Consider the following 24,008-nt stretch of genomic DNA (forward strand, 5'->3'; position numbering starts at 1 on the left):
AAATGTCTAACTCAACTCAAGTAAATAACAATGAAAAACCAACAAGGCGAAAGACTGGTGTAGTTAAACAGAGCTTCAAGTCTGAATCTGTTTACTTGTCAATGCGAAAGACCCCAGGCACTAACCTGAACAATGCAATGTATCGAATGGGAGAGTTATTTAAAATGACATCCCGTTCTCATGATAAGCAACTTCACAATCAATTAGTGGAATGGTTCAACACAGAAGTATTAATTCCAGCTGAACTTGAGATTGCTTCACTAGAAAGTCAACTTGCTGCTTTAAGAGATGATTCAGATTCAGGAATAGAATTTATATCTATTAAAAATCCTGACATGTTTCTAGAAATAGATATCATTCATAAGAGCCACATTCAAATACTGTCATTATTAACTAAAGTTGACTTTTTAATGGAAGATATAGAGTTGTTATTATTATCAAACATTGATGATGATGATGGTATTGAAGAGTCAAGCAGAACAAATATGAATCTGATAATTAATAACATGTCGAGAAAGATATTTACTGTAACAAAACCTGGTAAACGAAATGGTGGTGCTTTTAGCGCTGTATATTTCATTCAGCAACTTCAACAAGGAGTATTCTCACTTTTTCCAGAAATTGGCACTACCCTACCCTCAGATAGTTCTGAAAACCAACCAAATATCGAAACCGAGAATGTTTCTGAAATATTAAACAGTGATAGTCCCAACAATGAATTAAACGCTGACCAACCAGAGTTAGCTAAGGCTGTTTAATGATAAAAATAAAAATGTGGTCTCATAACATCAAGTCGAAGTTACAAAGTTCATTGACTTCACTTTTAAAAAGTGACCACATTTCTGAAATGAGAGAAGATGAAGCGAAGTTGGATGCTTTGCTTCATTATCCTATAAAGCCTGCAGCAATACCTTTAGTAAGTGTTGAATCTTTATATGACCGACACAAATCAAAAATCATTCAAATTGAAAACAATATTGGCCTTGTTAAGACTGGTAGTAAATACAATTCCACAGAAATGGTTGAAGAGATATTAAAAAACTTCATCAGTTATTGCCACTTATTCCCTGCTAGTGAAATGGATCATCATCAATATGTCGGTGGGCTACTCGAGCACTCTTTAGATGTTTCCCTAAGATCTTTACAGGCAGCTATAGGGTCAATGCTGGATGAGCAAGGTTTAATTGATGAGGACCAAGTACGCCGCCCAAGATACGAATACGCAGCATGGTTATGTGGACTGTTACACGATGCAGGAAAAATTATTTCTAACCTGCAAATAATAGAACCCAAAACGGGTCAGCAATGGCAACCCCTTCATAGCAACCTAATGGACTGGGCTGGGGTTAAGTCATTTACTGAATACACTGTTCTACATAACAAGAACAGGATACATAATGAGCACGAAACAAACTCTATTCATTTCCTTTCTTTAATTTTAAATGACACCACTAAAGATTATTTGCTTAGCGGTCCCGATGATCTCTATTCAAAGATAACTCAAACCCTCATTGGCTATCATTCGAATAAAGGATATCTATTTAACGCTGTTAGGTTCGCAGATGGCGCATCAACCTATAATGATTACGCTAGGGTTTGGAGACACGACTCTCACCGTGATAAGGCTATGGTAACGGCTGTTGTGGACGTCTTACGCTCTTTGTATTTTGATTGGACTGTTAATACACCCAATTCAGAAATGTTTATTCTCAATGGTGAAATATACCTTGATATGAACAAACCAATAAAGGCAGTTATCAAAAAATGCCAAGACCTTCGTATTGCCGTTCCTAACTCCCCAAAGTCGTTAATTGAAATTCTCATAGAGAAGAGAATTATTGGAAAGGTATCTAACAAGTCTACATTTGGTAACTTTTATTGTGGAAAGTTTTCCGTAGATGATATCCACCAGTTCAACGAACACAAGTCTGGGCCCTTAGCATCCACCAGCCCCAAATCAGTAATAAAGTTTGTCTGGGCCAACTTCGCCATTGGTGATAACCCCATTCCAGATAATGCAAATGGAGCGTTACGCTACAACACAAAAAGTGAAGACAATGTGCATACTCTTTTCAACGGTGATAAATCAATTGTTGTCATCCAAAAGCCCATTGTTGAAGATATCGATACAGCTAAGGTAGGTTTAGCAAAGGACAATATTAAGACCAAACCATCAGATTCCAACAGTGAGTCAATGAAGACCGCTTCAACCTCAGCTGTAGATACCAACAAAGAATTACCTGTACCAACTAAAGTAACTACTCGTAAGCGTCAACCAAAAGCAAAGAAAGTTACAAATGCATCCGCTCAATCAGGTGATCAATCTAAATTAACTGAGTCGACTCCAAATAAGTCAAATTTGCAGAGCAGTAACGAGCCATTGAAGCAAAACGCCAAAAACGGTAGGGATGTGGCAAATGAATTAAAACCTGATTTACCTGGTTGCGAATCATCCACACAAGAAAAGAGTAAGGCTAATGAATGCGGAAGTAAGTCAGACATAAAAAGTCCACCTTGGGTAATTAAACGACCGGTTAAAGCTGTAGATCTAGCTCTTTGGGAGTTAGTGTCGAACCGAGATAAAGCAAGTGCAACAATTGAGAATGGTTTTGTAGTTGTATCAACAAAGTTCTTATCTGAGCACCTGCAACAACCAATTAAGTCTATCCAGCAAGAAATGGATTATTTAGGTTTACTGATTGACACCCCAAAAAATTTTCCTAAGAAAGTTCCTATTAACGACATTCTGACCAAAGTAATTGCAATATCTCAATCTGCAGCAGTGACGTTTACGTATCTAAATATCCCATTGAACAATGAAATAGAGAATGTAGTGGATGAACATAATGCAGAGGAAGATAAAGTAAAACCAACACAATCAAGTAAGAAGCCGATTGTATTTGTGCCTCTACAAACAGAAATACCGCTAGCCCAACCTCAAAATGTTGACATTGAACAAGTAGAACCCAACGAAACATCAATGACAACAACGGTACAGCAATCCATTGTCGCGGATGAACCACTAAACACGTCACACCAACTACCTGATGAATCTAAGTATCTTTACCAAACGTTAAGCACGTTTGTGTCTAGTTTGCAGAAAGACTATCCAGGGGTTTCAGCGTCAAGTTTACGCCCATATTTAAAGACACTAAACATTAAACCAACTATGGACCAATCTGGGACTTTAATGGTCAGTAGTACACAAACTCAAAGAGATGAATTGCAATATAAAATTCAAAAAGGAATAACTGATGGCCAATAGGAGCAGCTTAACTTACAGCGAAACCTTATTCAGACCATTATTGGAGCTCAACAGTGCGTATGTTTATATTGGCGCAGGTCTAGCTACAGGGGTTACTGCTGGTGTAAATGCAAATGTATCCAGTAATGACATAGCGACACCAGTGTTTATAGCTGGTGGTCTAATAGGTGTGGGGTTAATCAAACTCATGAATGCCTACCCAGTAATGAAAAGGCAGATGAGTCTCCATATCAATAAACTGATGTTTATTGACCTAAAAATCGTTAGATTTCTAAACCGCTGGGAGCAGAACCCTAAAGTTGAGAATTTTAAACATACAAGCAAAAGAGAGATCTACATAGGCAATGGCTTTGAGTGGGGGCCAGAACATGCCCAACGTGCATACCAAATCATGGACATGAGTGTTGATCTTCAAGAGTTGCAGTTACCATTTGCCTTAAAGCCATATGTTAATTTGTACAAGAAAAATACCCGCTCTCTAGGTGGCAAAACTTGGATTCACTCTATAGGAGATGAGAAAAAGCAAATTGTTAGTGAGGAGACTTTCTTTGGACATACATTTATCACCGGTGTTGTAGGTTCAGGTAAGACAACATTATTACGGCTACTTGGTACCGGGTTCCTACACCTAGGCCATTCATTGGTCATCATTGATCCCAAGGATGATAAGCAACTAAAAAATGGTATAAAAGACGAAATGAAAGCAATGGGGATCTTCCATAAGTTTCATGAATTTTGTCCAGCAAGACCTTCTGAGTCTTGTTCCATAGACATATTGAAAAACTTCGCAACTCCAGCAGAAATTCCCACACGAATCGCCAGTCTACTAAAATCTGGGAAATCTGGTTCAGATACATTTATCGATTTTGGTTGGCAGACAATAAGTCAAATAACAGATGGAATGATTTATTGCTCTGAAGCCCCTAGATTAACTGAAATCTATCGATATATGAGATCAGGCAAAACAGAACTATTAGAAAAAGTATTATCCGTATTTTACGAAAAACGTTTTGGGAAGCATTGGCGTGAAGAAGAACTGGATAAGATGTTGGAGATGGGGGATACGAAAGTTGAAGGGATGCTCGCTTACTACTCACTTAAGATAGCTAGTACTGAGAAAGTTGCTGCTGTTGATGATGTAGTCCAGTTTGTGACCCACAACCATGAGCATGCTCAAAAAATGCTAGCTTCTGTTTTCCCTTTATTCAAAGTCCTATGCACAAATCCATTAGATAAGTTGTTATCACCAGATCGCAATAAGGATGATTTCTCACGAATTATCGATATCAAGAGGGTAATTCTTGATGGAGGAGTTATCTATTGTTCACTTAACTCAATGAATGATCCTAAGACCGCCGGTCATCTAGCAAAGTTATTACTAGCTGATATCTCATCCTGCTTAGGCGATAGATACAATTATGGTGACAGTGAAGAACGAAGAGTCTCAATTTTAGTTGATGAAGTGCACGCGGCTGTCGCTGGTAACGATGCATTACTCAACAACCTTGCTCAAGGCCGAGCAGCAAAAGCCCAGTTTGTACTTTCAACACAGACTATACCTGATTTAATTGATATGACAGATGAAGCAACTGCAGATCGCTACTTGGGCCTTTGTAATAACTTTATCTCAATGAAAGTCACTGATACGAAGACACAAGAGTACGTTTCTCAACAGTTCAACCAAACGAATATCAGTACAGTTGGAGTTCAATACTCAGTCCAATCGGCTACAGGTCATGGTCTAACTGAATTTAGCGGTGGCTATAAAGAGAACATTACAAAAGCACGAGAGGATATGTTTCCTCCTAGTCTAATTGGTGACCTTCCAAAACTACAGTACATAGCCAGGTTATCAAACGGTCAAAAACTTAAGTGTAAATTACCAATAATTAGTGGGAGCTAATGGGATGGATTTCAAGGTCGAAACTAACAATATCAACATGGTTCATGAAGGTGCTTCTACAGTTATTAGGAACTTACACTCCTTAGTTGCAGGGACGAATATACTCAAACATAACAACATCTCGTTTTTTGACAAAGCTATTATCAAAGCAGACTTAGCTTGGGGAGATGATGATGATGAGCACATTGAAGACAAGTTCCGCAGGTTTTGCCTTTCGATTCTTGATGATCTCAATGAACTCACCAATTATTGTGTTACATACAAAGTGAAGCCGTCTGAAATAGTTCATTGGGATTGTGTTTCTCAAACACTCCCTCAATTTATCGAAAGCCAGCAAGAAGTATATAGAAAGAAAAAGAAATGCAACTGCTTCGATTCAAAGCCTACATGTAACTGCTTTCAAGTTCATTATGTAGAAAGACAATCATTTATAGAGAATGAAAAAGTTTCCTATTTATTGTGTCATCACATTTTTAATCGTAAACGGTTGAACATTATTGGGTTGCCCCTTCCAGGTAGAGAGCGTGTCTACTCACTTAAAAACTCAATTCAATGTAGGTGATCTAATGTCAGAATTAGTTTATGAGCATGGAGTTACAAAACTCATTAGCCTCCTTTTATTAATTTTCACAGCTTCACTTTTAGTGATATTAACGGCTGTCCCAAGCTCAATTTTTCAACGTGAAGTGGAGAATGAAGTAAAGTCACTTTCAAAGTTGATTAATGTTACTCAATGGATAGAGGTTACCGATAAAGTTAACGTCAACTATTCAGAGAAGTACATTGAAACAGGCATGCAAAGCGCGGTTGAGGAGACATTACTCCCCAGTGGTAACTATAAAATTAAGAAAATAATTGAAAACTTTAAGGGAGATTTTGTTCTTAATCGAGTAGTCAACAATCTGCATATACTGGCTTATCAATTGACCTACCGCATTTCTATCCTTAGCTTCTGGTTTCTCCTTTTAATCCCATATTTTATCGCTGTAATTTATGACGGATATACTCAACGTAGGATTAGGCTATATGAACCAAAACAAGTATCCATTAAGGGTTCAAGGGTTTGGACTCGCTCTATTGTGTACATCATTGTTCTAGCATTTAGTTATCTGGTTATTCCAAATTTTTTAGGTGTGACTTTTGCAGCTTGGTTCCCTCTACTTATGCTGATGCTGGTTGGATATGCATGTAAAAAAACAATCGAAAACTATATGAAGGTAGCTTAAAAAATGGATGTTAAAGTTGAAAAAGCAATAATCGAATTTGGCAACGAACATTTAAAAATCTATAGACGATCTAGTTATGGGAAAATAATTATTATTGGCCTCATATTCCTAACAGCTACAATTGCAAACTTAGCTCAATTCGTTGATTTTGGTGAAAAGGAGCACATAGCCCAAATATTGTTGCAGGGTGACATTGGAAATGGCAGTGACACTGGGTCTGGCTATTCTGTAGGTGATCATATCATCAGCGCTATCAACAACAGTAAAGCGAGTGCAATAGTGATAGAAGCTGATAGCAATGGAGGCTCACCTACCGATTCTCAGATCATTGATGGTGTTATCACTCAATATAAAGAGATAGCAAAATTAGATGTGGAAGTTCTACAACGAATATCAGATGAATTACATTCAACGAACCGTATATTCAGCAATGATGTACTGCGTAAAGCAGAAGTTAATCACGTAGTAGTTCAAGGAGACTTTCAAGAACTGATAAAAGAGCTGCCAAGAAAATTGATTATTGCTGTGATATCCAAGTCTTGTGCAAGCGCATGCGTCCAAGCTATCGTCAATGCGGATATAATAATCGCTCAGCCTGCATCTTTAGTTGGTAATATCGGCGTCAGAATGGACTCCTATAATTGGCACGATCTGGCTAAAAAGCTGGGGATTACTAACACAGTAATAACTAGTGGTCCTCACAAAGATATGCTATCGCCATGGCAACATAGCAGCTCTGAGCAACAAGGATTGGCTCGAGATATGTTAGTCATCCCAGTATTCGAGCAATTCAAGCGAAGTGTACTAACTGCTCGAAAGAATAAATTAAATGCTGATGAGAAAGTTCTATTCTCAGGGCTTATCTGGACAGGCCAAGAAGCAAAGCGAATTGGGCTGGTGGATATTAATTCGGATAAACTTCAAACCCGTAAGAACCTTGAATCCATGTCTGGTTTAGAATATTTATCTTACTCAAAAACAGAGTACGGATTATCAAAAATTCTTTCTTCCACTTTAAACTGGTTAAGCTACCAATAACCAGTCCATATGGCTGAAGCCAAAAGGGTTCAGCCATTCATTAGTAGTACCGAACGCTACTCCCCCTTCCACCTTCTTAGTTCTATTAGATATTCATAGTTAAACAACAAAAAATGCGTTTTTATATTGCGAAATAGCCACCCTTATTTTGATCTACATTTTGGGGCCTGTAGTAAATTATCAATCGAGACATAACAACTTAGATACATCAAAGGATTTACTCTATGACTAATACATTGCAATTACCTACTGTAGGTGTGACGCCTATAGACAACAAAAAACTAACCTGTGGTGCAATTTTATTAGCATCATTTCTAATTACCTTACTATTTTCTATGGAAACTATTGCCGGTTCAGGCGGTGCAGCATTTACCAGTATTTGGACCGAGGTCAGTGGTTGGGCTGATGGCGTTCCTGGGAAGATTATTACTCTATTGGCATTTTTTGCCGCTCTATTTAATGTACTAAAGCAAAACTTCTATATGGCTATCGGTGCTTTCCTTGGTGGTATGCTCCTTTCTCAGTCAGTCACAATCATTAACGTATTCCTAACTGGTACTGTGTAAACTAAATCCCAAATTGTGATAACCGAAGTTCTCTAACTTGGTAGGTTCTGTCTAAATCAAGACATTTCTCTATCAAGTTAGAATTACAACTCCCACCTACTTATCCTTTCAGTTTAAGACATCGATATTTCACATCTTAAATAGCCTTATTCAAAATTATTAGTGTCAAACTTTATTCATGCACAATTTCGTTTTGGAATGAATTTAATGGCTACAACATACAAAATCCCTAAAAAAGTAAATGAATCATTGATCGTCTTATTCTTTACGCTTGAACAGTTCATACCAATCGCAGTTGCTATTGCGTTGGGATATACATTTAAAGCGGTATTTGAATCAATAATATTCGCTATTTTGTACTTCAAAATTACCTCCTACTTTGCCCAAAACCACCCAAGAGGGTATGTAGAACATTCACTCTGGTACCTCGGAATCATGCCAATGAAACTCGGGTATAAAACACCTGATCCACTTAAGCGAGAGTTTATAAAATGACCGAACTTTTGAAAAAGGCTAACGATGTAAAGGTCTCGTTAACCGAAGCCATCTCCGTAAGGAACGTCACCTTAGTATCAAACTTAGCACTTAGTTTAAGCATTCTGGTTTTTGCTTTTAAATTTGCAACCTTTGAACCTGGAGCCGTTGCAATTCCTAATGCGCCTTTAACAGATCCTATTGAGGTTAGAGGTAGTTGGGCAAATTCATCATTCAAACAAGGTCACGCTATCGCTTTTGCTGAACTAATCGGAAATATCAGCAAAACAAACATTAAATTTGTAAAACAGAGATTTCTAGCGAGCTCAACACCACACCTTCGAGATCAATTCGAAGAAGAAATTGAGCGTCAAGTTAGCATTATAAGTGCTAGAAAGTTGAAGCAGAAGTTTACCATTGAAGACATTTACTTTGATGAATATCAAGATGTTGTTTGGGTTTGGGGAAACAGAGAAATCACTATTCCCAACCAGAAACCGCTAAATAAGATTTGGACATATGAATTTAGAATTGGTGTCCACGGGGGAATGCCGAAAATATCTTATTTCAAACAATATCCAGGTAAGCCAAATACACGCCAGCGAACTGTTCCAGCCTCAGACACGATTCCAGAATTAACAGAAGAAATGAGATTAGGACTTGAGGAATCAGGCTCTACTATTAAGGAAATAAATGATGCTAACTAAAAACAAACAAATAGCGTTAGTACTTACCTCATTATCGGTATTTGTACTAGATGCATCAGCAAATGAACCCGTTGATTTTTTTGAAAAACCTCAAGGTGATCCAATTAATGAATTTATATTACCTGTAAACACATCGAATCAACGCTTACCTTCAGCAGCAGTAGAAGAGTCAAATGAGCAATCATCTGCTAACAATCCAGTGCAGTTTATTTATGACTCTTTAAAGTCCTCAGTTCCTAAAGAAGCCACACACACACCATCTGCTATGACCGTAGATAGCTTTGGAATGCCTCAAGTGCAAATGGCTTCTTCAAATGGCTCTTTTAGTCAAAGCCTGAGAGCAAGTTATAAGCCAGTTCAGGAGTATGAGTTACAACCGGGACAAAACATCGCTGTAGCCGTTGCAGCAGGTTTAATGAATAGGATCAAAACTAATTTTAAGATGGTAGCTGTACGAACTTCTGATGAAAATTCAATTATCGAAGCGTCTGACGGTTACATCTATATCACGATAAACAGCATGAGCCCTGTTGGATTGATGATCTATGAAGAAGGTATGCCAGAAACAGCTGTATCTTTGGTGTTGCAACCGGACAATTCGCCACCAGCAATGGTCGACGTGAAAGTTCATTTAACACAAACACAAAAATACATGGCATTAGAGCGTAAACGCGAACGTGACCGACTAGATAAAATTGAGCAACTATCTAAGGTCCAAGGAGGCAGTTCTACTACTACCAGCTATGTAGAGCGAATGAAGGAAATGCTAACCCCTATTGCACAAAATGGAATCCCAAAGGGGTTTACTGAAACATCTGAAATACCAGTAGCTATGTTAAAGCCTTGCTCAGTGTCCATACGTCAAAAAACAGCTCAAAGACTAGTGGGCTCAAGAGAGTACATCGATGTAGTGGTTATGTATAACCACACTAGTTACAACTATCAAATCAAAGAAGAGCAATGTTTAAGTCGAGATGCATTAGCTGTTGCGCTTGTAGATCAATCTATCCTGCCTCCAGGCTTCTCGACTGAAGTGTATATAGTAAGAGACAAACTCTACAAAGAGAAACAAGAGAAAAGTAACCGTAGGCGCCAATACAGCGCGTCAGAGCTTGGCCTAACAAAAGGAGATTAACCCATGTCTTTAATCGCCATTAAAGAGTTTTGGGGTGATCCCAAAAAACGACAAATTATCATATATGCTTCTGTACTCATTGGATTATATTTTCTGGTGCCGGTCTTTTTTACCCCCAGTGATAAACCAAAGAATACTAAGGTTAAAAACAGTGGTACCGAGCTATTCTCTGTAAATGAAGTCACTCAAATGGAAGAAAGGAAAACCAAGGAGTTATTCAATCAATTAGCTGCCGATGCACAAAATAGAGAGTTAGCAGCTAAAGCCCAAGAAGATAGACTCGTCGGCCGAGAGCAAAAGATGGAAATCGAATTTGCAAAAATTCGAGGTGAAATGAATGAACAAAAAAGGCAATACCGGCAACTTGAACAGGCACTAAAAAATAACAAATCCTTTGGTTCTAATTCGAATCAACAATCTGAAGGGACAGGCAACGTTATACGAACTACCCCAAATGGGGCAGTTATGCAAACTGTCGAAAAGCCACAAACTCAAGTGATAACCAGACAGCCATATGTAAAAGGAAACGTTTTAAGAACAGTGACTCAAGGAAAGGTTCGCTCAGTAAAAGAAACAGGGAAAATAGAAGAGTCTTATGTCGAACTGGTTTCAGTGAGCGAAAACTCACAGAGTGTAAGTAATCCCACCAAACAAGCTCAGGCAACTAAGACCGATCAAAACGCTTTACATGATGAAATAACAACTTGGCTTTCTGCAGGTTCCATAATTACAGGTACCACAATCAATGGTGTTGATGCTCCAACTTCAGGAGGGCAACAACAGAAAATGCCAATGCCTGTTTTAATAAGAATCAAACATGAAGCTATTATGCCTAATAATTATTCTCTAGATATTCGTGAATGCTTCATCATTGGTACATCAATTGGAGATTTAGCAACAGAGCGGGCTTATATCCGTAGTGAAACATTAAGTTGTATAACTGAATCAGACAAAGCTATCGAGGTCGGTCTAACTGCTTATGCGGTAGGTCGCGATGGAAAAAATGGTGTGGGCGGTAGGCTAGTAACTAAAGCTGGTGGGTTGCTAGGCAATGCTATGGCCGCAGGGTTCTTAAGTGGTATATCTCAAGCAGCAGCTCCAACATCCATAAATGTATTAAGTACAAATCCTGGTGAAGAATCCATGTTCCAAAAAGCTAATATGAGTGCCTTAGCAGAGTCTGCTGCTTTGCAAGGAGCAAGCACATCCTTTGATATGATCGCGAAGTATTACCTTGAAATGGTTGATGCTAGTTGGCCAGTGGTTGAAGTATTAGGCGGTCGAGAGGTCGACTTCATCGTTCAACGTGGTGTTTCTCTAAAATTAGGTAGATAAATTATGATGAATGAAGAAGTGAATGCTAAATCACCAAAGGACCAATGGATAGAAATAGCATATACGACAATTAGACTATCTTTGATAGTGCTAACAATTGCGTTGATATCCTCAACACTCACAGAGTATCAATTGCGTCCCTTACAATCGGAAATTGAACAGCTACAGCGTAATACGGTTACGGTTAGAGTTTTTGATGAAGATGCTGTTCTTGAGTTGTTCGCCAGTGAAGGCTATGACATGAAGACTCAGTTCGAATATGTGGATATATTAAAGATCTTACTAGAACACAACAATATCTTAGTGGTGAAAGGTGAGTCAGTGAAGTTTAACTTAAATGTTTCAAATCTTAATGTTCACTCGATTGATATTCTTCGTAACAGTATTGCAGAACTTGGAATACCAAACCCCCGGTTAAATAATGAAAAAGCATATTCAGATCGAGAGCAAACCCAAAGGGACATTATCAACGAATTACTGAAATCCCCTAACCTCAATTGACATCCCTCCATGCAGAGCAAGTGTGGCTAACACACTTGTTTTGCCACCATCTTTAGAACTAAACAGTCTCTCTAGATTGTTATCAAGTCAAACGCTTTACTGGTTACCCTGCAATGATGAGTAACATGCAACTTAATTGCCTTCTCCAATTGCTTGCAGTTCTGAGCTACAAATCTCCTAAATTTAGACAATGTTATAAAATACATTTTGACTACCTCTAAGTGCTTCCCCTTGGTTAGAGACTGTATATTCATTAGTGAGATTTCATCAACAATCAATTCATCATTCATTACATACATCCATAAATATTGCTTTCAAATATTTTACTAAAATCCCCCCTTTCCCAATCCAGTTAAGATGTCGATATTTGCAATCTTAAATCCATTACTCCTTGAGCAATCATGTAATCATACAGGCAATATGTAAGAGGAATACTGTAATGAGCATAAAAATCAAGACGTTATTAACATCTATATTTGTTGTAACTAGCTTTTCTAGTGTTGCAGAAACAATTTCAACAGAAGATGTAAAAACGAAATTCGAGAAACTACTACCATTTGAAGTCACTACGGTTGCAGATGCTCCTATTGATGGTTTTTACCAAATAGAATCTGAGAAGGGTATTTTTTATGCATCTAAGGATGGTAAGAGTATTTTTTCAGGCTCATTGCATAAATTTGAAGAGGGCCTACTAAATCTAACAGCTGTACGTCAAAAAGAGCTAGCGTCAACGCAGCTTAACTCACTTCACTCCAGTCTTATTGTTTACCCAGCAAAAAATGAAAAGTATTTCGTAACGGTATTTACTGATCCAACTTGTGGATACTGCAGAAAATTACACAGCGAAATGTCCCAATACAACGAATTGGGGATAACAATTGCGTATGCCGCATACCCTCGCGGTGGTGTTAACTCGCAAATGGCAAATACTCTTAAAAATATTTGGTGCTCAGATAACCAGTTACAAGCCATGGACCGAGCAAAAGCAGATCAATCAATTCCAAGCAAAACATGCAGTAGTCCAGTTGATAAAATGTATAACATTGGCAGCGCTCTTGGTATCAACGGAACTCCAGCGATATTCCTTCCAAACGGAGAGCTTGTTCCAGGTTACCAACCAGCTCAACAACTACTTTCCACTTTGGAGAGTAAAGGATGAGACTAAACCCACGTTTAATATCAATTGTCACAGCATTACTTTCAGCTACTCCGCTAATGGGTAATACGCTTGACCTTGAAGCAGCTGCAAAAATGAAGATAAGCGAAACCAAAGTTGAAGAAACTTTTTCGCAAGGAATCAAGCAGATGATGGATGAACTTGGTGACGTTGAAGTAGTTAGAATGATGCCAATAAGCCAAGTGATGTTGATTCAACTTAAAGATAAACCACCAATGTTTATCTCTTCCAATGGCCGATTCCTTATTGAAGGTGAAATCAAAGATCTATGGAATATGACACCTGTAAAAACGGCTGAACAAGCTGACTCAACTTGGTTGTTGCACCTTGACTCTTTTGGCGATGGTAGCCTGATGTCTCAAATGGCTGTTATCCCATATGGCAATCCATCAATTCCCAAACAAGCTCGCATATTTGTCTCACCAACAGCCAAAGAATCCCAAGAATTTGTAAAAAGCCTCGATCCAATGGAGGTCAATGTTGATCTGGTTATTTTTCCACATGAAAAAGGGGCAATAACTCCGGCAATGAAAGCATGGTGTGGTTACTCAACAACAGACACTATTCAGGCTCTCATCACTGGTAAGACAGAAAAAATTAACCAAAGAGAATGTTCAGAAGTTGACCTTAAGAAGGTTATGACTCCCATGCTAATGGCCACTTACCTAGATATAAATAAGGTTCCATACCTTGTACGAATAGATGGTCGTCGTTCTTCTGGAGTGCCCAAAAATACATTGTCATGGCTGGAAAATAAACCCCAATTAGACGCTGAAACAACGGATAAAACCATTGCTATAGGAGCACATTCAGAATGAAGAAACTAGCACTAGCGATTTCTTTCACGTTAAGCACGCTTTCCTTATCTGGGTGTATGTTACAGGTCGGTGAGGATGAATTCAGTTGCCCTTATGATGGTAAAGGTGCAGCTTGTTCATCAGCACGTCAGATCCATGATTTGACCAATAACAGAGATAATCTAGAGGGATTGAATATCTCCAATGGAAGTGTAACTGGGTACATTGATGATGATGGTGTTGAATATTTAGACCAAGACCACACAGAGCATAAACATAATCAAAAAGAGCAGAAAGAGTATCAAGATAATTCTACCGAGTCTGTTAGCACTGAAGATTATGATCTCATTGACAGACCATTTGGATACAGCGAAAAATCCAATGAAAATGAAATTGCTCAAGCAAAACCAGATCTAGTTGATCATGGTCGCGCTAAAGATGCTGCATACCAGCCATTATCTCAAAAAAGATACGATACCTTTCCCGCAGCACAGTCAATTCCAGAGCCGATAAACCGAACGTTTGGTGCAGTAGAGGGAATCGAGACTGAACATGGACAACTAATGGTCCATCGTCAATCCCCAATGGCTTTAGCGCCTGAACCTTTAGCAGTGCTTCAACAACCCAAGACGATGAGAATTTTAGTGGCCTCATGGACTGATGATGCCGGTGACTTGCACATGCCTGGATACGTTTACGTCGAAGTTGCACCTAAGAAGTGGCTAGTTGGTGAACATGCCAACAAGCGTCCCGGTCGAATTGTTCCACTTCAAATACAGAAGACAACTCAAGAAGAAGAACGAAGACAAAGCAAGGCCAAAAAAGGCTATAGCAGTCTTGGCATTACAGAAAGATAAGGGATTAATGATGGGTGTTTTTTCTAGTTACTTTCAGAAGCTTAAAAAGCTAACACAATATGAAAATGCTGAGCAGCTATTTGGGTTCGCTGCATATGAAGATGGGTACTATCTATTAGAGGGGGGTGGAATGGCAGTCATGTTTTGTTGCCAACCCACACCTGGGTGCAATGAAGATCTAAAGAATACATTTGATGCCATCTTTAAAAAGGACTTCCCTGCAAATACAACTATTCAAACCCAACTCGTTGCATTATCCGACATTAGCTACTTCAGTCAACAGTATGAACTTACCCGAGGAAATCGTCTTTTAGGTTCTGATAACGAGCTTACTACCTCTATGGCTCAGTCTTTACTAAACGATTTTGAGGGGAAAGTATTCAATGAAATGGATAATGGCGCCAAAATGCGAGATTTCGAGTTTTGGTTCACTGTGCGTATTCCAACTGCAGAACTGGTACCTAACGCCCGTGAACTAAGTCGGTTCAATGAAATCATATTAGACATTGAAGAAAGCTTACAGGGCGTAGGACATCACCCAAGAAAATTAGCTCCACAAGATCTCCTGTGGAGATTGCAATCCTTATTTAACTCATCAAAAGATGCTGCTTGGCGGAATATAAACAATAAGCCCAATGCTTCACACAGCTTTAACCAGCAAATTGTTGAGTCTGGAAATTCAGTTCACTTTACTCCTAATGGAGTTATTACAGGCAAACCGAAATCAGCAGATAAAAGTGGGACTATTGAACTAGAAGAAGATAATCAAACACACATACGAATTATGTCACTGCAATCATTACCAGACGAAATGGTATACGGACAAATGTTTGACATGATTGGGGATTGGCAAAATGGCCACTTTGCACACGGTGACCCATATATTATCTCAACACTTATGCACTACCCTGAGCAAAGCAAAGCTAAAAGCGACTTAGCCGCAGGACGGCAATGGTTACTTGCACAGGCAAAGGGAAAAGTACTCGAGTATTTTCAGGGCTTAGCTGACCAAAAACAAGACTATGATCAGATGTGGCGAGAAGTAGACCAAGAGGGCGCTAAAATTGTGCACTCCGGTACTCATGTCATCGTCTTTTCACCAAATGAAGCAGCTAGTAAGAAATCAGTTTCAAAAATGAAGCGGTACTATGATAGTAAACGCATTACATTTGTCACCGAATCGGTATTAACAGGTCCCCTTCTATTACAAAATATCCCCTGCATGATGGATGAGGGGTATTCAAATTTTCAACGACACTCAGTGTACTCCTCAGATGCTTTGGTCTTTTTGACACCACATATGTCGAATTGGAAAGGCAACACAAGCCTTCCAATAGTTCCACTGACAACTCGTTCAGGGCAAGTTTTCTTTTGGGACTTATTCAAAACCGATGGCGGATACAACTTCTTATTAAGTGCAGCAACCGGTTCAGGTAAATCTGTACTGATGAACTACATAGTTAACTGCTATTTGAATTCTGGTATTAAGCAAGGCGGTAGCTTGCGACGATTACCGCATCAGAGAAACTACCAAATACCAGAGCCTGATGATGGAGCTCAAGTGTTTCTAATGGATACTGGCCGCTCATATCAAAACTTAGCCGAAATGTTTACAGATAGTCAGTTCATTTCCTTTGACGATAGTTTTCAGTATTCCATGAATCCTTTTCCTACGATCACCCAATGGACGGGTGAAACAGGTCAAGGGCCGCTGATCTTGACAATGTTTAAAGCAATGGCCGCACCTAAGCATGGCGTATCAGAGGTACAACGTTCTGAGATGATGACCATGCTTACTGACATGTGGAATGAATATGGGCAAAAATCCACGGTTACTATTTTTGTTGAACGTTGCTCAAAGCATCCAGAAGATTACATGCGCCAAATTGGTAAACAACTTCAACTATTTGCTGAAGGCGGGGTTTACGGTCATTACTTTACAAATACAAAACCACCTATCGACTTTAACGGGCGCCTAATTGTCATTGAAACAGAAGAGTTAGCTACAGATATTCATTTACAACTTGTTGTGATCCTAGGAATCATCACGCAAATTCAAGACAAAATTTTCTCTGGTGGAACTGACCGTAAGAGCTTATTTATCCTCGAAGAAGCATGGCAATGGATGGCTGGTGATGCTGGTGGAGAAAAAGCTGCACTTATTGAGTTCGTAGGTGAGTTTTTACAAGCGGCATTCCGAAAGTTCAGAAAGGTACGAGCTTCTGGAGGAGTAATAACTCAGTCACTTCTTGATGCTACCCAAAACTCGGTTGGACAAGCCATTTTAGCAAACACTGACTGGAAGTTATTCCTAGGTCAAGACCCAACCTCAGTAGACAAAATTCAGAATACCAAGGCTTTTACAGCAACAGACTCTCAGTTCCGTCAAATGAAGTCTGTTCATACTCGAAAAGGACATTATTCAGAGATTATGATTTTTCATAAGTCCATGTCTGAAGTTTGTCGACTAGAACTAGAACCTGAAACACTCATGATTTTCTCAACTGATCCAGACGATCGGGAGCTTATGAAAAAGTATAAGGGGCTCGGAAATAACATTCAGGAGTCAGCCCGGTTATCTGTTCTTGAGAAAAGAGGGTTTTAGATGGTTTAGGCATCAGTACAGGACAGTTAGAGCCTGAGTCAATCTATAAATTTGTAAACGTTACTTTGATTTGCGGATTCGCTGGATACCCTACTTTCGATAGGAGTTATCTGGCGATACCGTACTTTTGATCATGGGCGAATTTCTATACCCTACTTTTAATCAGTAATTGATTACATTTTGTTCTCACAGTCTTGTTCTATCGTGCTGATTATTCCTTTCTTTATGCAATACTTCATAAGTTACAGGTAGTTAATAAACATTGATCTATTTAAGACTTACCCGAATAGCATGCGACATTGAGCTAAATAAGTTCAGAAATGATGACTTATCAGGAGCTAGAAGGCCAAACGGAAAATATGAATAAGTACAAATACTGGCTTAGGTAATGGGTTTAGACACCAGATATGGATAATTTTAGACATAATTAGCAAAAAGATTATTAGTAACGTATTTTGGATCGTAAGTAAGGTATATTTGATTGAAAGTAGTGTATTCGTAGTAGGTGAATTATTTTGAAAGCACTCAATTTAGAGATAAAACATAGTGGATGTGATCATAAGTAAGGTATAAATGATCGTAAGTAGGTTATAAACGATCTAAAGTAACGTATAAATATGCTTAGTGATCGAAAGTAAGGTTAAATTCCTATGCGGTGATCAAAAGTATTGTATCTATGCGTAAAGTGGATCATTAGTAATGTTAATTAAATTTTGAACCACCAGCCTAAACAATAAACGAAAAACAAGAGTTGCGATTAAACGATGAGCAACTTTAGACTGAAAGTAGTGTATTTTGAATCTAAGTAGTGTATATGTATTCAAAGTAGTGTATTAGTTCCATGAAACCTCGTTATCCAGAGATACCAAGTTTCAACTGAATCGAATAAGAGCAAGAATAATGAATAAAAAATACCAATCACCTTCTGTAATTGATGACACTATTTACATCAACTCAGATGATATCATTGAGTATTCCGGCCAAAAGAACGTTTCATCTCGTGTCTTTAACCCTTTTTTCTGCATTAACAAAAGGGTGCCCAAGTGCTTAATGGATAAAATCAAATCTCAAGATGTAGATGATTTGGAAAAAATTATCTTTGGTGAATCCCCTCTTTTGTCAAAGAAGATCGAATTAGCTTATTGGGATAAATCTGAAACTATAGACTTTGATGAGATGAGAGTAGATCTGTATGGCTCTGTGGGTCTTGCAGATGATAGAAGTGTCTTAGATGGTATTATTGCTAAGGGTGATCAAATAGTTACTAAAGGGAAAACCATTCGTCTTGGTGATGTATTTGAGTTTTTGGACATCGATGTTTCTGATATCTACACTAAGCAGCAACTTTCAAAGCCATTGTTGAATCGTGGTACCTACTATCACATTACCACTTCGGACTTGTTCAAGCACTTGAATATGGAGTTACAGACAAAGAATAGAAAGATGATTCGAACTCGAATTGATCGGTTGTCTAAGATGTTGTTCCGTATCACTAAGTTCAGAGAAGGTATTGAACTGCCAAATCCAGAAAATAGGCAGTTTATTTATCCAGAAGAACAATATTTCATCCTGGATAAGAACAAGCTTAAGAATAAAAATAACTTCACAGCTGATACATACACAAATATTTTAGTCTGTGTTAATGATGATTATGTAAAAGATCTTGATAGCGATGGGTTTCTCACTAGAACCCGGTTGCTGCAGGTTTACCATGACTTCAATTCTATCAATGGTCTACCGGATTTTCTAAAATATCTAGACTCAAATAAGCGCTCTTTTATTCATACTAAGAAATTAAGTTGGTTGATTGATAGATACCTTGGTTCAAAGACCGAAGAGTCCATGCAAGGGCTCAACCTTTATCATACAAAGAAAAAGCTCACTGATGTCATAATCAAAAATGCACCTAAGATTTTCGAGCATTTTCAGCTTAGGCTTGAGGTATTGATAAATGATGATAGCAAAAAAGTGGACTATCAGTTTTTTCATGCTCCTGGGGATAGCAACTAATGAAGGCCCTGAAAGTAACGAAAAAGGTTGTTGATAACTTAAGCAACACAGCAAAAAACAATTATATTTTAAAAGGATTACAACGAAAGGGGGTAGCATTCATCAATGCAGCGCCTGATACAGGGAAGTCGTTTTTATCATTAAGCATCGCAGTTGAATGTGCAACTAGCCTTAATCTTTTAGGGTTAAAGTTAACCGATGATCCATTAAAGGTAGCCTACTGGCCAGCAGAGGATAATATCCATATCACTGGCGAAAGGCTTCAAGAGGTTTTAGATAATCTAGATTCGGATTCAATAGAATCAATAGGTAGAAATTTTGCTCTTATCGATTCTATTGACCCTATCTGTTCATCAAAGAAAGCTTCTGAAGATGAAAAACAAGCTGTTAGTACAAATAAAGCTCGACTTATTAACATCCTAATAGGTAATAAAACAAAAGTGCTTATCATTGATACTGTTCGCTCTGCTATTGGTAGTGCAGATGAAGTCGATGATGATTACCAGATAAAGAAAACAATTGTCGATATTGCTGAGGCAGCTGATTGTGCAATTTTTATTGTTCATCATGTAACTAAAGCGGTAGCCCAGGGGAAAGTAACTAAATCAGCGGTTTCGCAATCAGGTTTATCAATTCTCGGCTCTTATAGTAAGTTGCATCTCATGTTGCATCATGAGACACGTCGAGATGTCACAGAGACTATCTTATCATTTAGTAAGGCCAACTATTTAAAGCAATCTGAAAAGGAACCGGTGACTGTTGCGATTAAAAATGGCTTGATGAGAGCTCAAGGCTTCACCCGGTTAAAGCCAAGTAAACCCTCTAAACCCATAATGGAACCTGTAGTTAGCAATGTAGTGGTAGATGAAATAGTTACTAAACCTATTAAAGAAGAGACGCTACCTGAAGATCATAAGCCCCAAGTACAGGTATCCGCAGAACTTGGACAACCAAAAGTAGTTGAGATCTCTACATCCTTTGTGGATAACAGTGATTTATATACTGATGAGCAACTGTTAATTATTAGGAAAAAGGAAGAAAAAAAGCAAAAGTCCAACAAACGTTAGGTTAGTATTTCTTCTTATAAAGCGGCTATTTAGTCGCTTTTTTATTGCTCTTTAAGAGTTATATTCTCGAACAATTTTGATCAGAAGGAATGTATGTTTTTCTAGGATTGATCGAAAGATAAGTGGCAAATAGATTAAAAAGATCGCGGGTAGGGTTTGATTGATCGCAAGTAGGTTTAGATCGATCGTATTGAGTGTATTTTAAGGCTTGTTTGATCGAAATGTATGTATTTGAAAGGCTTCCTAATGATCTTTTTAATCTATTCCTTAAGGAATAGATTTAATGATCTACAGTCTTGCTAGATAGCAAGCCTGTGAGTACAACCACTAGAACAATCCTAAAGGCTTGTATCTAGTGATTGTACTTCTATAAAAGCAAAGCATGGAATCATTCTGAAGTAGAGATTTATCAATGAAGTTTTGGTCTTTGAGTTGTAAAGCCTTTTGCGTAAGCAACCTTCCAGGCCGAATCAATTAACTCATTATCGAGATGTGTTACATCCCTACCCAATAACTCACCAATAGCTGCCTTACTGACTTCATTAATTATTGCTTTACTATGTCCATCAGTAAGATATTTTTTTTCTAGTTTAGCTAGTGTTAGTTCAGAAAATGAATGTTGCATAATGACACTGATTATTTTAGCTAAGCTAAAAGATCGAGACTCGGTTCTAATAAATCTGTTTATCTGCATGTTTATTAAGTTGTCGTTCGTGTGTTCCATAAAGCAAATCTCTAAGTAAATTATGGTTCTTAAGTTATGTCACTTCTCGATTTCGGCAACTACCTAACTGAATCCATGATTAATGATACTGTTTTTAAGATGTCTCTATCAATCACTGCATAGCGTTAAGCAAATCTTTTGAGGTTGGATATGATTTAAGAAAGAACCCATGTTAGAAGTCGATACAGGACCTTTTTAATCATATGTTTTTTTATGAAAAGCTGACATCTTTGTCATTTAGAGTATTCATCGTGACTTTGAATACTCTAATAACTGATACATCCTCATAATCTTCTTCATCAAACTCATCAGCCCAAGTTGCAGCTATCTCCCTTGTAATAGGGAGTTCCTCAATGGTTTCATCAATACTGATGGGTAGCTCCATATGAGCGATTCGCTGCTTTAAGCTACGCTCTATAGAAGGTTCTATCGAAAAAACCTGAAGCTCAGTTAAATCTGAATGAATGAACCTTTCTAAAACTTTATTTAGCATTAGTTGTGCATTAGGGCATCGGTTTGCTTGCAAATTACAGTTCATGACAATCTCCTACAGGGTTAGCTCAGGGCAAGGAAAGATACGCAAGTCCCTGCATACAATTGACCCTATCCGGCGGTCTGTGCCTTTGATGATTTTTATCGCGCCGTCATCACTCATTGTCACCTTATTTTTCAACCAGAACTTGTCTTCTTTACTGTCTAGTGGCAGGTTTACTTCCTTTAACTTATTCCATGAAAGCTCATCGTTTAGAAGCATTTCATCAAACAGTGAGCGACCAATGAAGCCCAATGCATTTGCAAAAATGGCTTTGGTAAACATAGAGCCCTCATGCACTTCGTTATAATTTTCAACATCCAAGTTATTAACAGGCAATATTGAGAACACTGCACACAAAAAGCCTCTGCATAATTCTAATGAAGTTTCGTAATTGCCTTCAATCGCAAAGTGTTTTTGGGCTGTTGATGGGGTCAGTTTAAGAAACTTTTGAATTAGCGATGTAAATTGGTCATAACTCCAAAGATGACCCTGCTTAATTTTCCCGTGTAACGCAATACGCTTCTTAATAGTCTCTGCTCCGTTTATTTCTATATCTAACAATTCATTTAGAAAACGCGAGAAGGTAGAACCTGTATCAAAGTGCTTAGATATTGATTTATTTGGCTTTCGTAAACTCACATGATAGTCGGCAAAGACCTGTCTTATAAGTTTTACTGCTTTTGGTTCTGATAATGAATTTGTGCCGGTAACAATAAGCTTCACAGAAATAGTGTGATCAAAGTATTTATCTGAGCTGTCTAATGACATCAACCATTTGATGAACGTGGATCGCCCTTGACCATCGCAGATAAATCGATCTGAAAGTTGGTCTAATGAAGCTTGAATAATGTGACTATTGCCCATAACCATCTCATCAGTTACAGAAAGTTCATTGGTGAAAATTGTCATATTCGGAAATACAGGCCCTTCGCTGGTCTCCCAATACTTCTTTAAACCATTTATACGCGCTGCATCAACGTCACGTTGCTTTTTAAACTCTTCATCTAATACATCAGAGTTCTCTTCAATTCTAAAGTGATCGGCAATTTCTCTGAAAGTCACAAGCGTTTCGTATGTAGTTACCCCGAGCGCTTCTATCCCTTCCTTGCTCTTGAACAATACTAGCTTTAATGCTTCCCCAATCGGCGAAGTCATTACGTGATTTGAAGAAGGTAAATTGATTGCTAATGAAGTTCCCATGACAAGCTCCTAAACACATTTGATGATTCATATTCGTCTATTTCATAAATAGAGTCAACCTATATTGCGATATTTATTGCAATATAGGTTTTACATGTATATAGTTGAGGTAAGTTAAGAAGTGGAGCAAAACAATGACAGCAGCAATTACATTTAATCCTTCAGAGATAATTGACGTATTAGATTTGAATGGATTGGCTTATGAAGAACAGGCGAAACTTCAAACTGTTGTTGATTTGTTCCATAAAGGGGTTGCAGAACTTCGTACCTTGATTGAAGCAGGCTCGATACTTTTCTGTCCGGTCTCTCAGGGGAAGGACAGCACAATTTGTGAATTGATGGCGCTTGAAGCATACAAACAGGCGCTAGAGGCTGGTACGATCGAATCTCAGCGACCACTTATACTGACTACAGTTAATACACTTGGCGAAGCAATCCCGATGACCATGTATGTATCCTATGCCCGTAAACGCCTCATAAAATACGCGCAGGAAAATGGTATAAGCCTCTATTACGACATCGTAAAACCACCTATGAATGACGAATATTTTATTAAATTCACAGGTGGACAAAAGCTCATTCCCAACGACAACTGGGATTTGCCAGATGGACACGGTACGGTGGATTTGGAGATTGACAGCGGGAAGGAAAAGAAAAAACGTAAAAAGTAAGGTAAGACAATCCAGTTCTTGCTTTGTTATAGAGGCTAAATATAGTTTAGATTCTTAAGTTTATTGATCTAAATGCAACTTAGTAGAGGGAGCTGACTCATTCAGACCATCGCTACTTTGAGCTGTAATAGCTGAGAAGCTCACAAAAAAGCTCTTTGGTATAACGTTACTAATTGTTGAGGCTTTTAAATTTTAGGCAACGAATGCCAATCATC

At 38.2% G+C, this 24,008-nt stretch carries 22 protein-coding genes; 19 read left to right on the plus strand and 3 right to left on the minus strand.

The window, feature by feature from the left end; all coding sequences use genetic code 11:
• The first annotated feature begins 2 nt into the window (after positions 1-2).
• The 18 genes from BM736_RS18960 (at position 3) to BM736_RS19050 (ending at position 20,663) form a co-directional block, all read left to right on the plus strand.
• Positions 3-758 carry a hypothetical protein gene (locus tag BM736_RS18960; RefSeq protein ID WP_076415060.1) on the plus strand — a complete coding sequence of 252 codons (756 nt, stop codon included), beginning with the start codon at positions 3-5 and terminating at the stop codon, positions 756-758.
• A complete protein-coding gene (mobH, locus tag BM736_RS18965) occupies positions 758-3,265 on the plus strand; it encodes a MobH family relaxase (protein ID WP_076415062.1) in 2,508 nt (835 codons plus the stop codon). The genes BM736_RS18960 and mobH overlap by 1 nt, the downstream gene beginning before the upstream one ends.
• The gene (traD, locus tag BM736_RS18970; protein WP_076415063.1) at positions 3,255-5,168 is read left to right on the plus strand and encodes a conjugative transfer system coupling protein TraD; all 1,914 of its coding nucleotides are present in this window, start codon (positions 3,255-3,257) and stop codon (positions 5,166-5,168) included. The genes mobH and traD overlap by 11 nt, the downstream gene beginning before the upstream one ends.
• Before the next feature lie 4 nt (positions 5,169-5,172).
• Positions 5,173-5,730: a hypothetical protein gene (locus tag BM736_RS18975; protein WP_076415065.1), complete on the plus strand. Its 558-nt coding sequence runs from the start codon at positions 5,173-5,175 to the stop codon at positions 5,728-5,730.
• 4 nt (positions 5,731-5,734) lie between these two features.
• Positions 5,735-6,394 carry a DUF4400 domain-containing protein gene (locus BM736_RS18980; protein ID WP_076415066.1) on the plus strand — a complete coding sequence of 220 codons (660 nt, stop codon included), beginning with the start codon at positions 5,735-5,737 and terminating at the stop codon, positions 6,392-6,394.
• Positions 6,395-6,397: 3 nt separating this feature from the next.
• Positions 6,398-7,432, plus strand: a complete 1,035-nt coding sequence (locus BM736_RS18985; RefSeq protein ID WP_076415068.1) for a S49 family peptidase — start codon at positions 6,398-6,400, stop codon at positions 7,430-7,432.
• Between the two features lie 224 nt (positions 7,433-7,656).
• Positions 7,657-7,998: a hypothetical protein gene (locus tag BM736_RS18990; protein ID WP_076415069.1), complete on the plus strand. Its 342-nt coding sequence runs from the start codon at positions 7,657-7,659 to the stop codon at positions 7,996-7,998.
• A gap of 207 nt (positions 7,999-8,205) precedes the next feature.
• Positions 8,206-8,493 (plus strand): type IV conjugative transfer system protein TraL, encoded by a 288-nt coding sequence (gene traL, locus BM736_RS18995; RefSeq protein ID WP_076415071.1) that lies wholly within the window; start codon positions 8,206-8,208, stop codon positions 8,491-8,493.
• Complete coding sequence (locus BM736_RS19000) at positions 8,490-9,179, plus strand: TraE/TraK family type IV conjugative transfer system protein (protein WP_076415073.1); 690 nt, start codon at positions 8,490-8,492, stop codon at positions 9,177-9,179. The genes traL and BM736_RS19000 overlap by 4 nt, the downstream gene beginning before the upstream one ends.
• Positions 9,169-10,314 (plus strand): type-F conjugative transfer system secretin TraK, encoded by a 1,146-nt coding sequence (locus BM736_RS19005; protein ID WP_076415076.1) that lies wholly within the window; start codon positions 9,169-9,171, stop codon positions 10,312-10,314. Before BM736_RS19000 ends, BM736_RS19005 begins: the two co-directional genes overlap by 11 nt.
• 3 nt (positions 10,315-10,317) lie before the next feature.
• A complete protein-coding gene (locus tag BM736_RS19010; RefSeq protein ID WP_076415078.1) occupies positions 10,318-11,649 on the plus strand; it encodes a TraB/VirB10 family protein in 1,332 nt (443 codons plus the stop codon).
• A 3-nt stretch (positions 11,650-11,652) separates the two neighbouring features.
• A complete protein-coding gene (locus BM736_RS19015) occupies positions 11,653-12,150 on the plus strand; it encodes a hypothetical protein (RefSeq protein ID WP_076415080.1) in 498 nt (165 codons plus the stop codon).
• Between the two features lie 439 nt (positions 12,151-12,589).
• Positions 12,590-13,309: a thioredoxin fold domain-containing protein gene (locus tag BM736_RS19025; protein WP_083700380.1), complete on the plus strand. Its 720-nt coding sequence runs from the start codon at positions 12,590-12,592 to the stop codon at positions 13,307-13,309.
• Entirely contained in the window at positions 13,306-14,145 is an 840-nt protein-coding gene (locus BM736_RS19030; protein ID WP_076415085.1) for a hypothetical protein, read from the plus strand. Before BM736_RS19025 ends, BM736_RS19030 begins: the two co-directional genes overlap by 4 nt.
• A complete protein-coding gene (locus tag BM736_RS19035; protein ID WP_076415087.1) occupies positions 14,142-14,981 on the plus strand; it encodes a TraV family lipoprotein in 840 nt (279 codons plus the stop codon). Before BM736_RS19030 ends, BM736_RS19035 begins: the two co-directional genes overlap by 4 nt.
• Positions 14,962-17,586 (plus strand): TraC family protein, encoded by a 2,625-nt coding sequence (locus BM736_RS19040; RefSeq protein WP_179079083.1) that lies wholly within the window; start codon positions 14,962-14,964, stop codon positions 17,584-17,586. The genes BM736_RS19035 and BM736_RS19040 overlap by 20 nt, the downstream gene beginning before the upstream one ends.
• 900 nt (positions 17,587-18,486) lie before the next feature.
• Positions 18,487-19,596 carry a hypothetical protein gene (locus BM736_RS19045; RefSeq protein WP_076415091.1) on the plus strand — a complete coding sequence of 370 codons (1,110 nt, stop codon included), beginning with the start codon at positions 18,487-18,489 and terminating at the stop codon, positions 19,594-19,596.
• Positions 19,596-20,663: an AAA family ATPase gene (locus BM736_RS19050; RefSeq protein WP_076415093.1), complete on the plus strand. Its 1,068-nt coding sequence runs from the start codon at positions 19,596-19,598 to the stop codon at positions 20,661-20,663. Before BM736_RS19045 ends, BM736_RS19050 begins: the two co-directional genes overlap by 1 nt.
• A 409-nt stretch (positions 20,664-21,072) precedes the next feature.
• Here the strand turns inward: BM736_RS19050 and BM736_RS19055 are convergent, their stop codons facing one another.
• From BM736_RS19055 to BM736_RS19065, 3 genes are all read right to left on the minus strand, one after another.
• Positions 21,073-21,288 (minus strand): hypothetical protein, encoded by a 216-nt coding sequence (locus BM736_RS19055; protein ID WP_143562442.1) that lies wholly within the window; start codon positions 21,286-21,288, stop codon positions 21,073-21,075.
• A gap of 310 nt (positions 21,289-21,598) precedes the next feature.
• A complete protein-coding gene (locus BM736_RS19060) occupies positions 21,599-21,925 on the minus strand; it encodes a hypothetical protein (protein WP_076415099.1) in 327 nt (108 codons plus the stop codon).
• Positions 21,926-21,934: 9 nt separating this feature from the next.
• Positions 21,935-23,122 carry a DGQHR domain-containing protein gene (locus tag BM736_RS19065; RefSeq protein WP_083700386.1) on the minus strand — a complete coding sequence of 396 codons (1,188 nt, stop codon included), beginning with the start codon at positions 23,120-23,122 and terminating at the stop codon, positions 21,935-21,937.
• 134 nt (positions 23,123-23,256) lie between these two features.
• On the opposite strand from BM736_RS19065, the gene BM736_RS19070 reads away from it, so the two are divergent.
• Complete coding sequence (locus BM736_RS19070; RefSeq protein ID WP_076415101.1) at positions 23,257-23,793, plus strand: hypothetical protein; 537 nt, start codon at positions 23,257-23,259, stop codon at positions 23,791-23,793.
• The last annotated feature ends 215 nt before the right edge of the window (positions 23,794-24,008 follow it).

The sequence above is a fragment of the Shewanella sp. UCD-KL12 genome, from assembly GCF_001957125.1.
GTDB lineage: Bacteria > Pseudomonadota > Gammaproteobacteria > Enterobacterales > Shewanellaceae > Shewanella.

Bases quoted from the DNA above. Each gene is read 5' to 3' on its own strand.
- BM736_RS18960 (WP_076415060.1), top strand. From the start codon at position 3: ATGTCTAACTCAACTCAAGTAAATAACAATGAAAAACCAACAAGGCGA.
- mobH (WP_076415062.1), top strand. From the start codon at position 758: ATGATAAAAATAAAAATGTGGTCTCATAACATCAAGTCGAAGTTACAA.
- traD (WP_076415063.1), top strand. From the start codon at position 3,255: ATGGCCAATAGGAGCAGCTTAACTTACAGCGAAACCTTATTCAGACCA.
- BM736_RS18975 (WP_076415065.1), top strand. From the start codon at position 5,173: ATGGATTTCAAGGTCGAAACTAACAATATCAACATGGTTCATGAAGGT.
- BM736_RS18980 (WP_076415066.1), top strand. From the start codon at position 5,735: ATGTCAGAATTAGTTTATGAGCATGGAGTTACAAAACTCATTAGCCTC.
- BM736_RS18985 (WP_076415068.1), top strand. From the start codon at position 6,398: ATGGATGTTAAAGTTGAAAAAGCAATAATCGAATTTGGCAACGAACAT.
- BM736_RS18990 (WP_076415069.1), top strand. From the start codon at position 7,657: ATGACTAATACATTGCAATTACCTACTGTAGGTGTGACGCCTATAGAC.
- traL (WP_076415071.1), top strand. From the start codon at position 8,206: ATGGCTACAACATACAAAATCCCTAAAAAAGTAAATGAATCATTGATC.
- BM736_RS19000 (WP_076415073.1), top strand. From the start codon at position 8,490: ATGACCGAACTTTTGAAAAAGGCTAACGATGTAAAGGTCTCGTTAACC.
- BM736_RS19005 (WP_076415076.1), top strand. From the start codon at position 9,169: ATGCTAACTAAAAACAAACAAATAGCGTTAGTACTTACCTCATTATCG.
- BM736_RS19010 (WP_076415078.1), top strand. From the start codon at position 10,318: ATGTCTTTAATCGCCATTAAAGAGTTTTGGGGTGATCCCAAAAAACGA.
- BM736_RS19015 (WP_076415080.1), top strand. From the start codon at position 11,653: ATGATGAATGAAGAAGTGAATGCTAAATCACCAAAGGACCAATGGATA.
- BM736_RS19025 (WP_083700380.1), top strand. From the start codon at position 12,590: ATGAGCATAAAAATCAAGACGTTATTAACATCTATATTTGTTGTAACT.
- BM736_RS19030 (WP_076415085.1), top strand. From the start codon at position 13,306: ATGAGACTAAACCCACGTTTAATATCAATTGTCACAGCATTACTTTCA.
- BM736_RS19035 (WP_076415087.1), top strand. From the start codon at position 14,142: ATGAAGAAACTAGCACTAGCGATTTCTTTCACGTTAAGCACGCTTTCC.
- BM736_RS19045 (WP_076415091.1), top strand. From the start codon at position 18,487: ATGAATAAAAAATACCAATCACCTTCTGTAATTGATGACACTATTTAC.
- BM736_RS19050 (WP_076415093.1), top strand. From the start codon at position 19,596: ATGAAGGCCCTGAAAGTAACGAAAAAGGTTGTTGATAACTTAAGCAAC.
- BM736_RS19055 (WP_143562442.1), bottom strand. From the start codon at position 21,288: ATGCAACATTCATTTTCTGAACTAACACTAGCTAAACTAGAAAAAAAA.
- BM736_RS19060 (WP_076415099.1), bottom strand. From the start codon at position 21,925: ATGAACTGTAATTTGCAAGCAAACCGATGCCCTAATGCACAACTAATG.
- BM736_RS19065 (WP_083700386.1), bottom strand. From the start codon at position 23,122: ATGGGAACTTCATTAGCAATCAATTTACCTTCTTCAAATCACGTAATG.
- BM736_RS19070 (WP_076415101.1), top strand. From the start codon at position 23,257: ATGACAGCAGCAATTACATTTAATCCTTCAGAGATAATTGACGTATTA.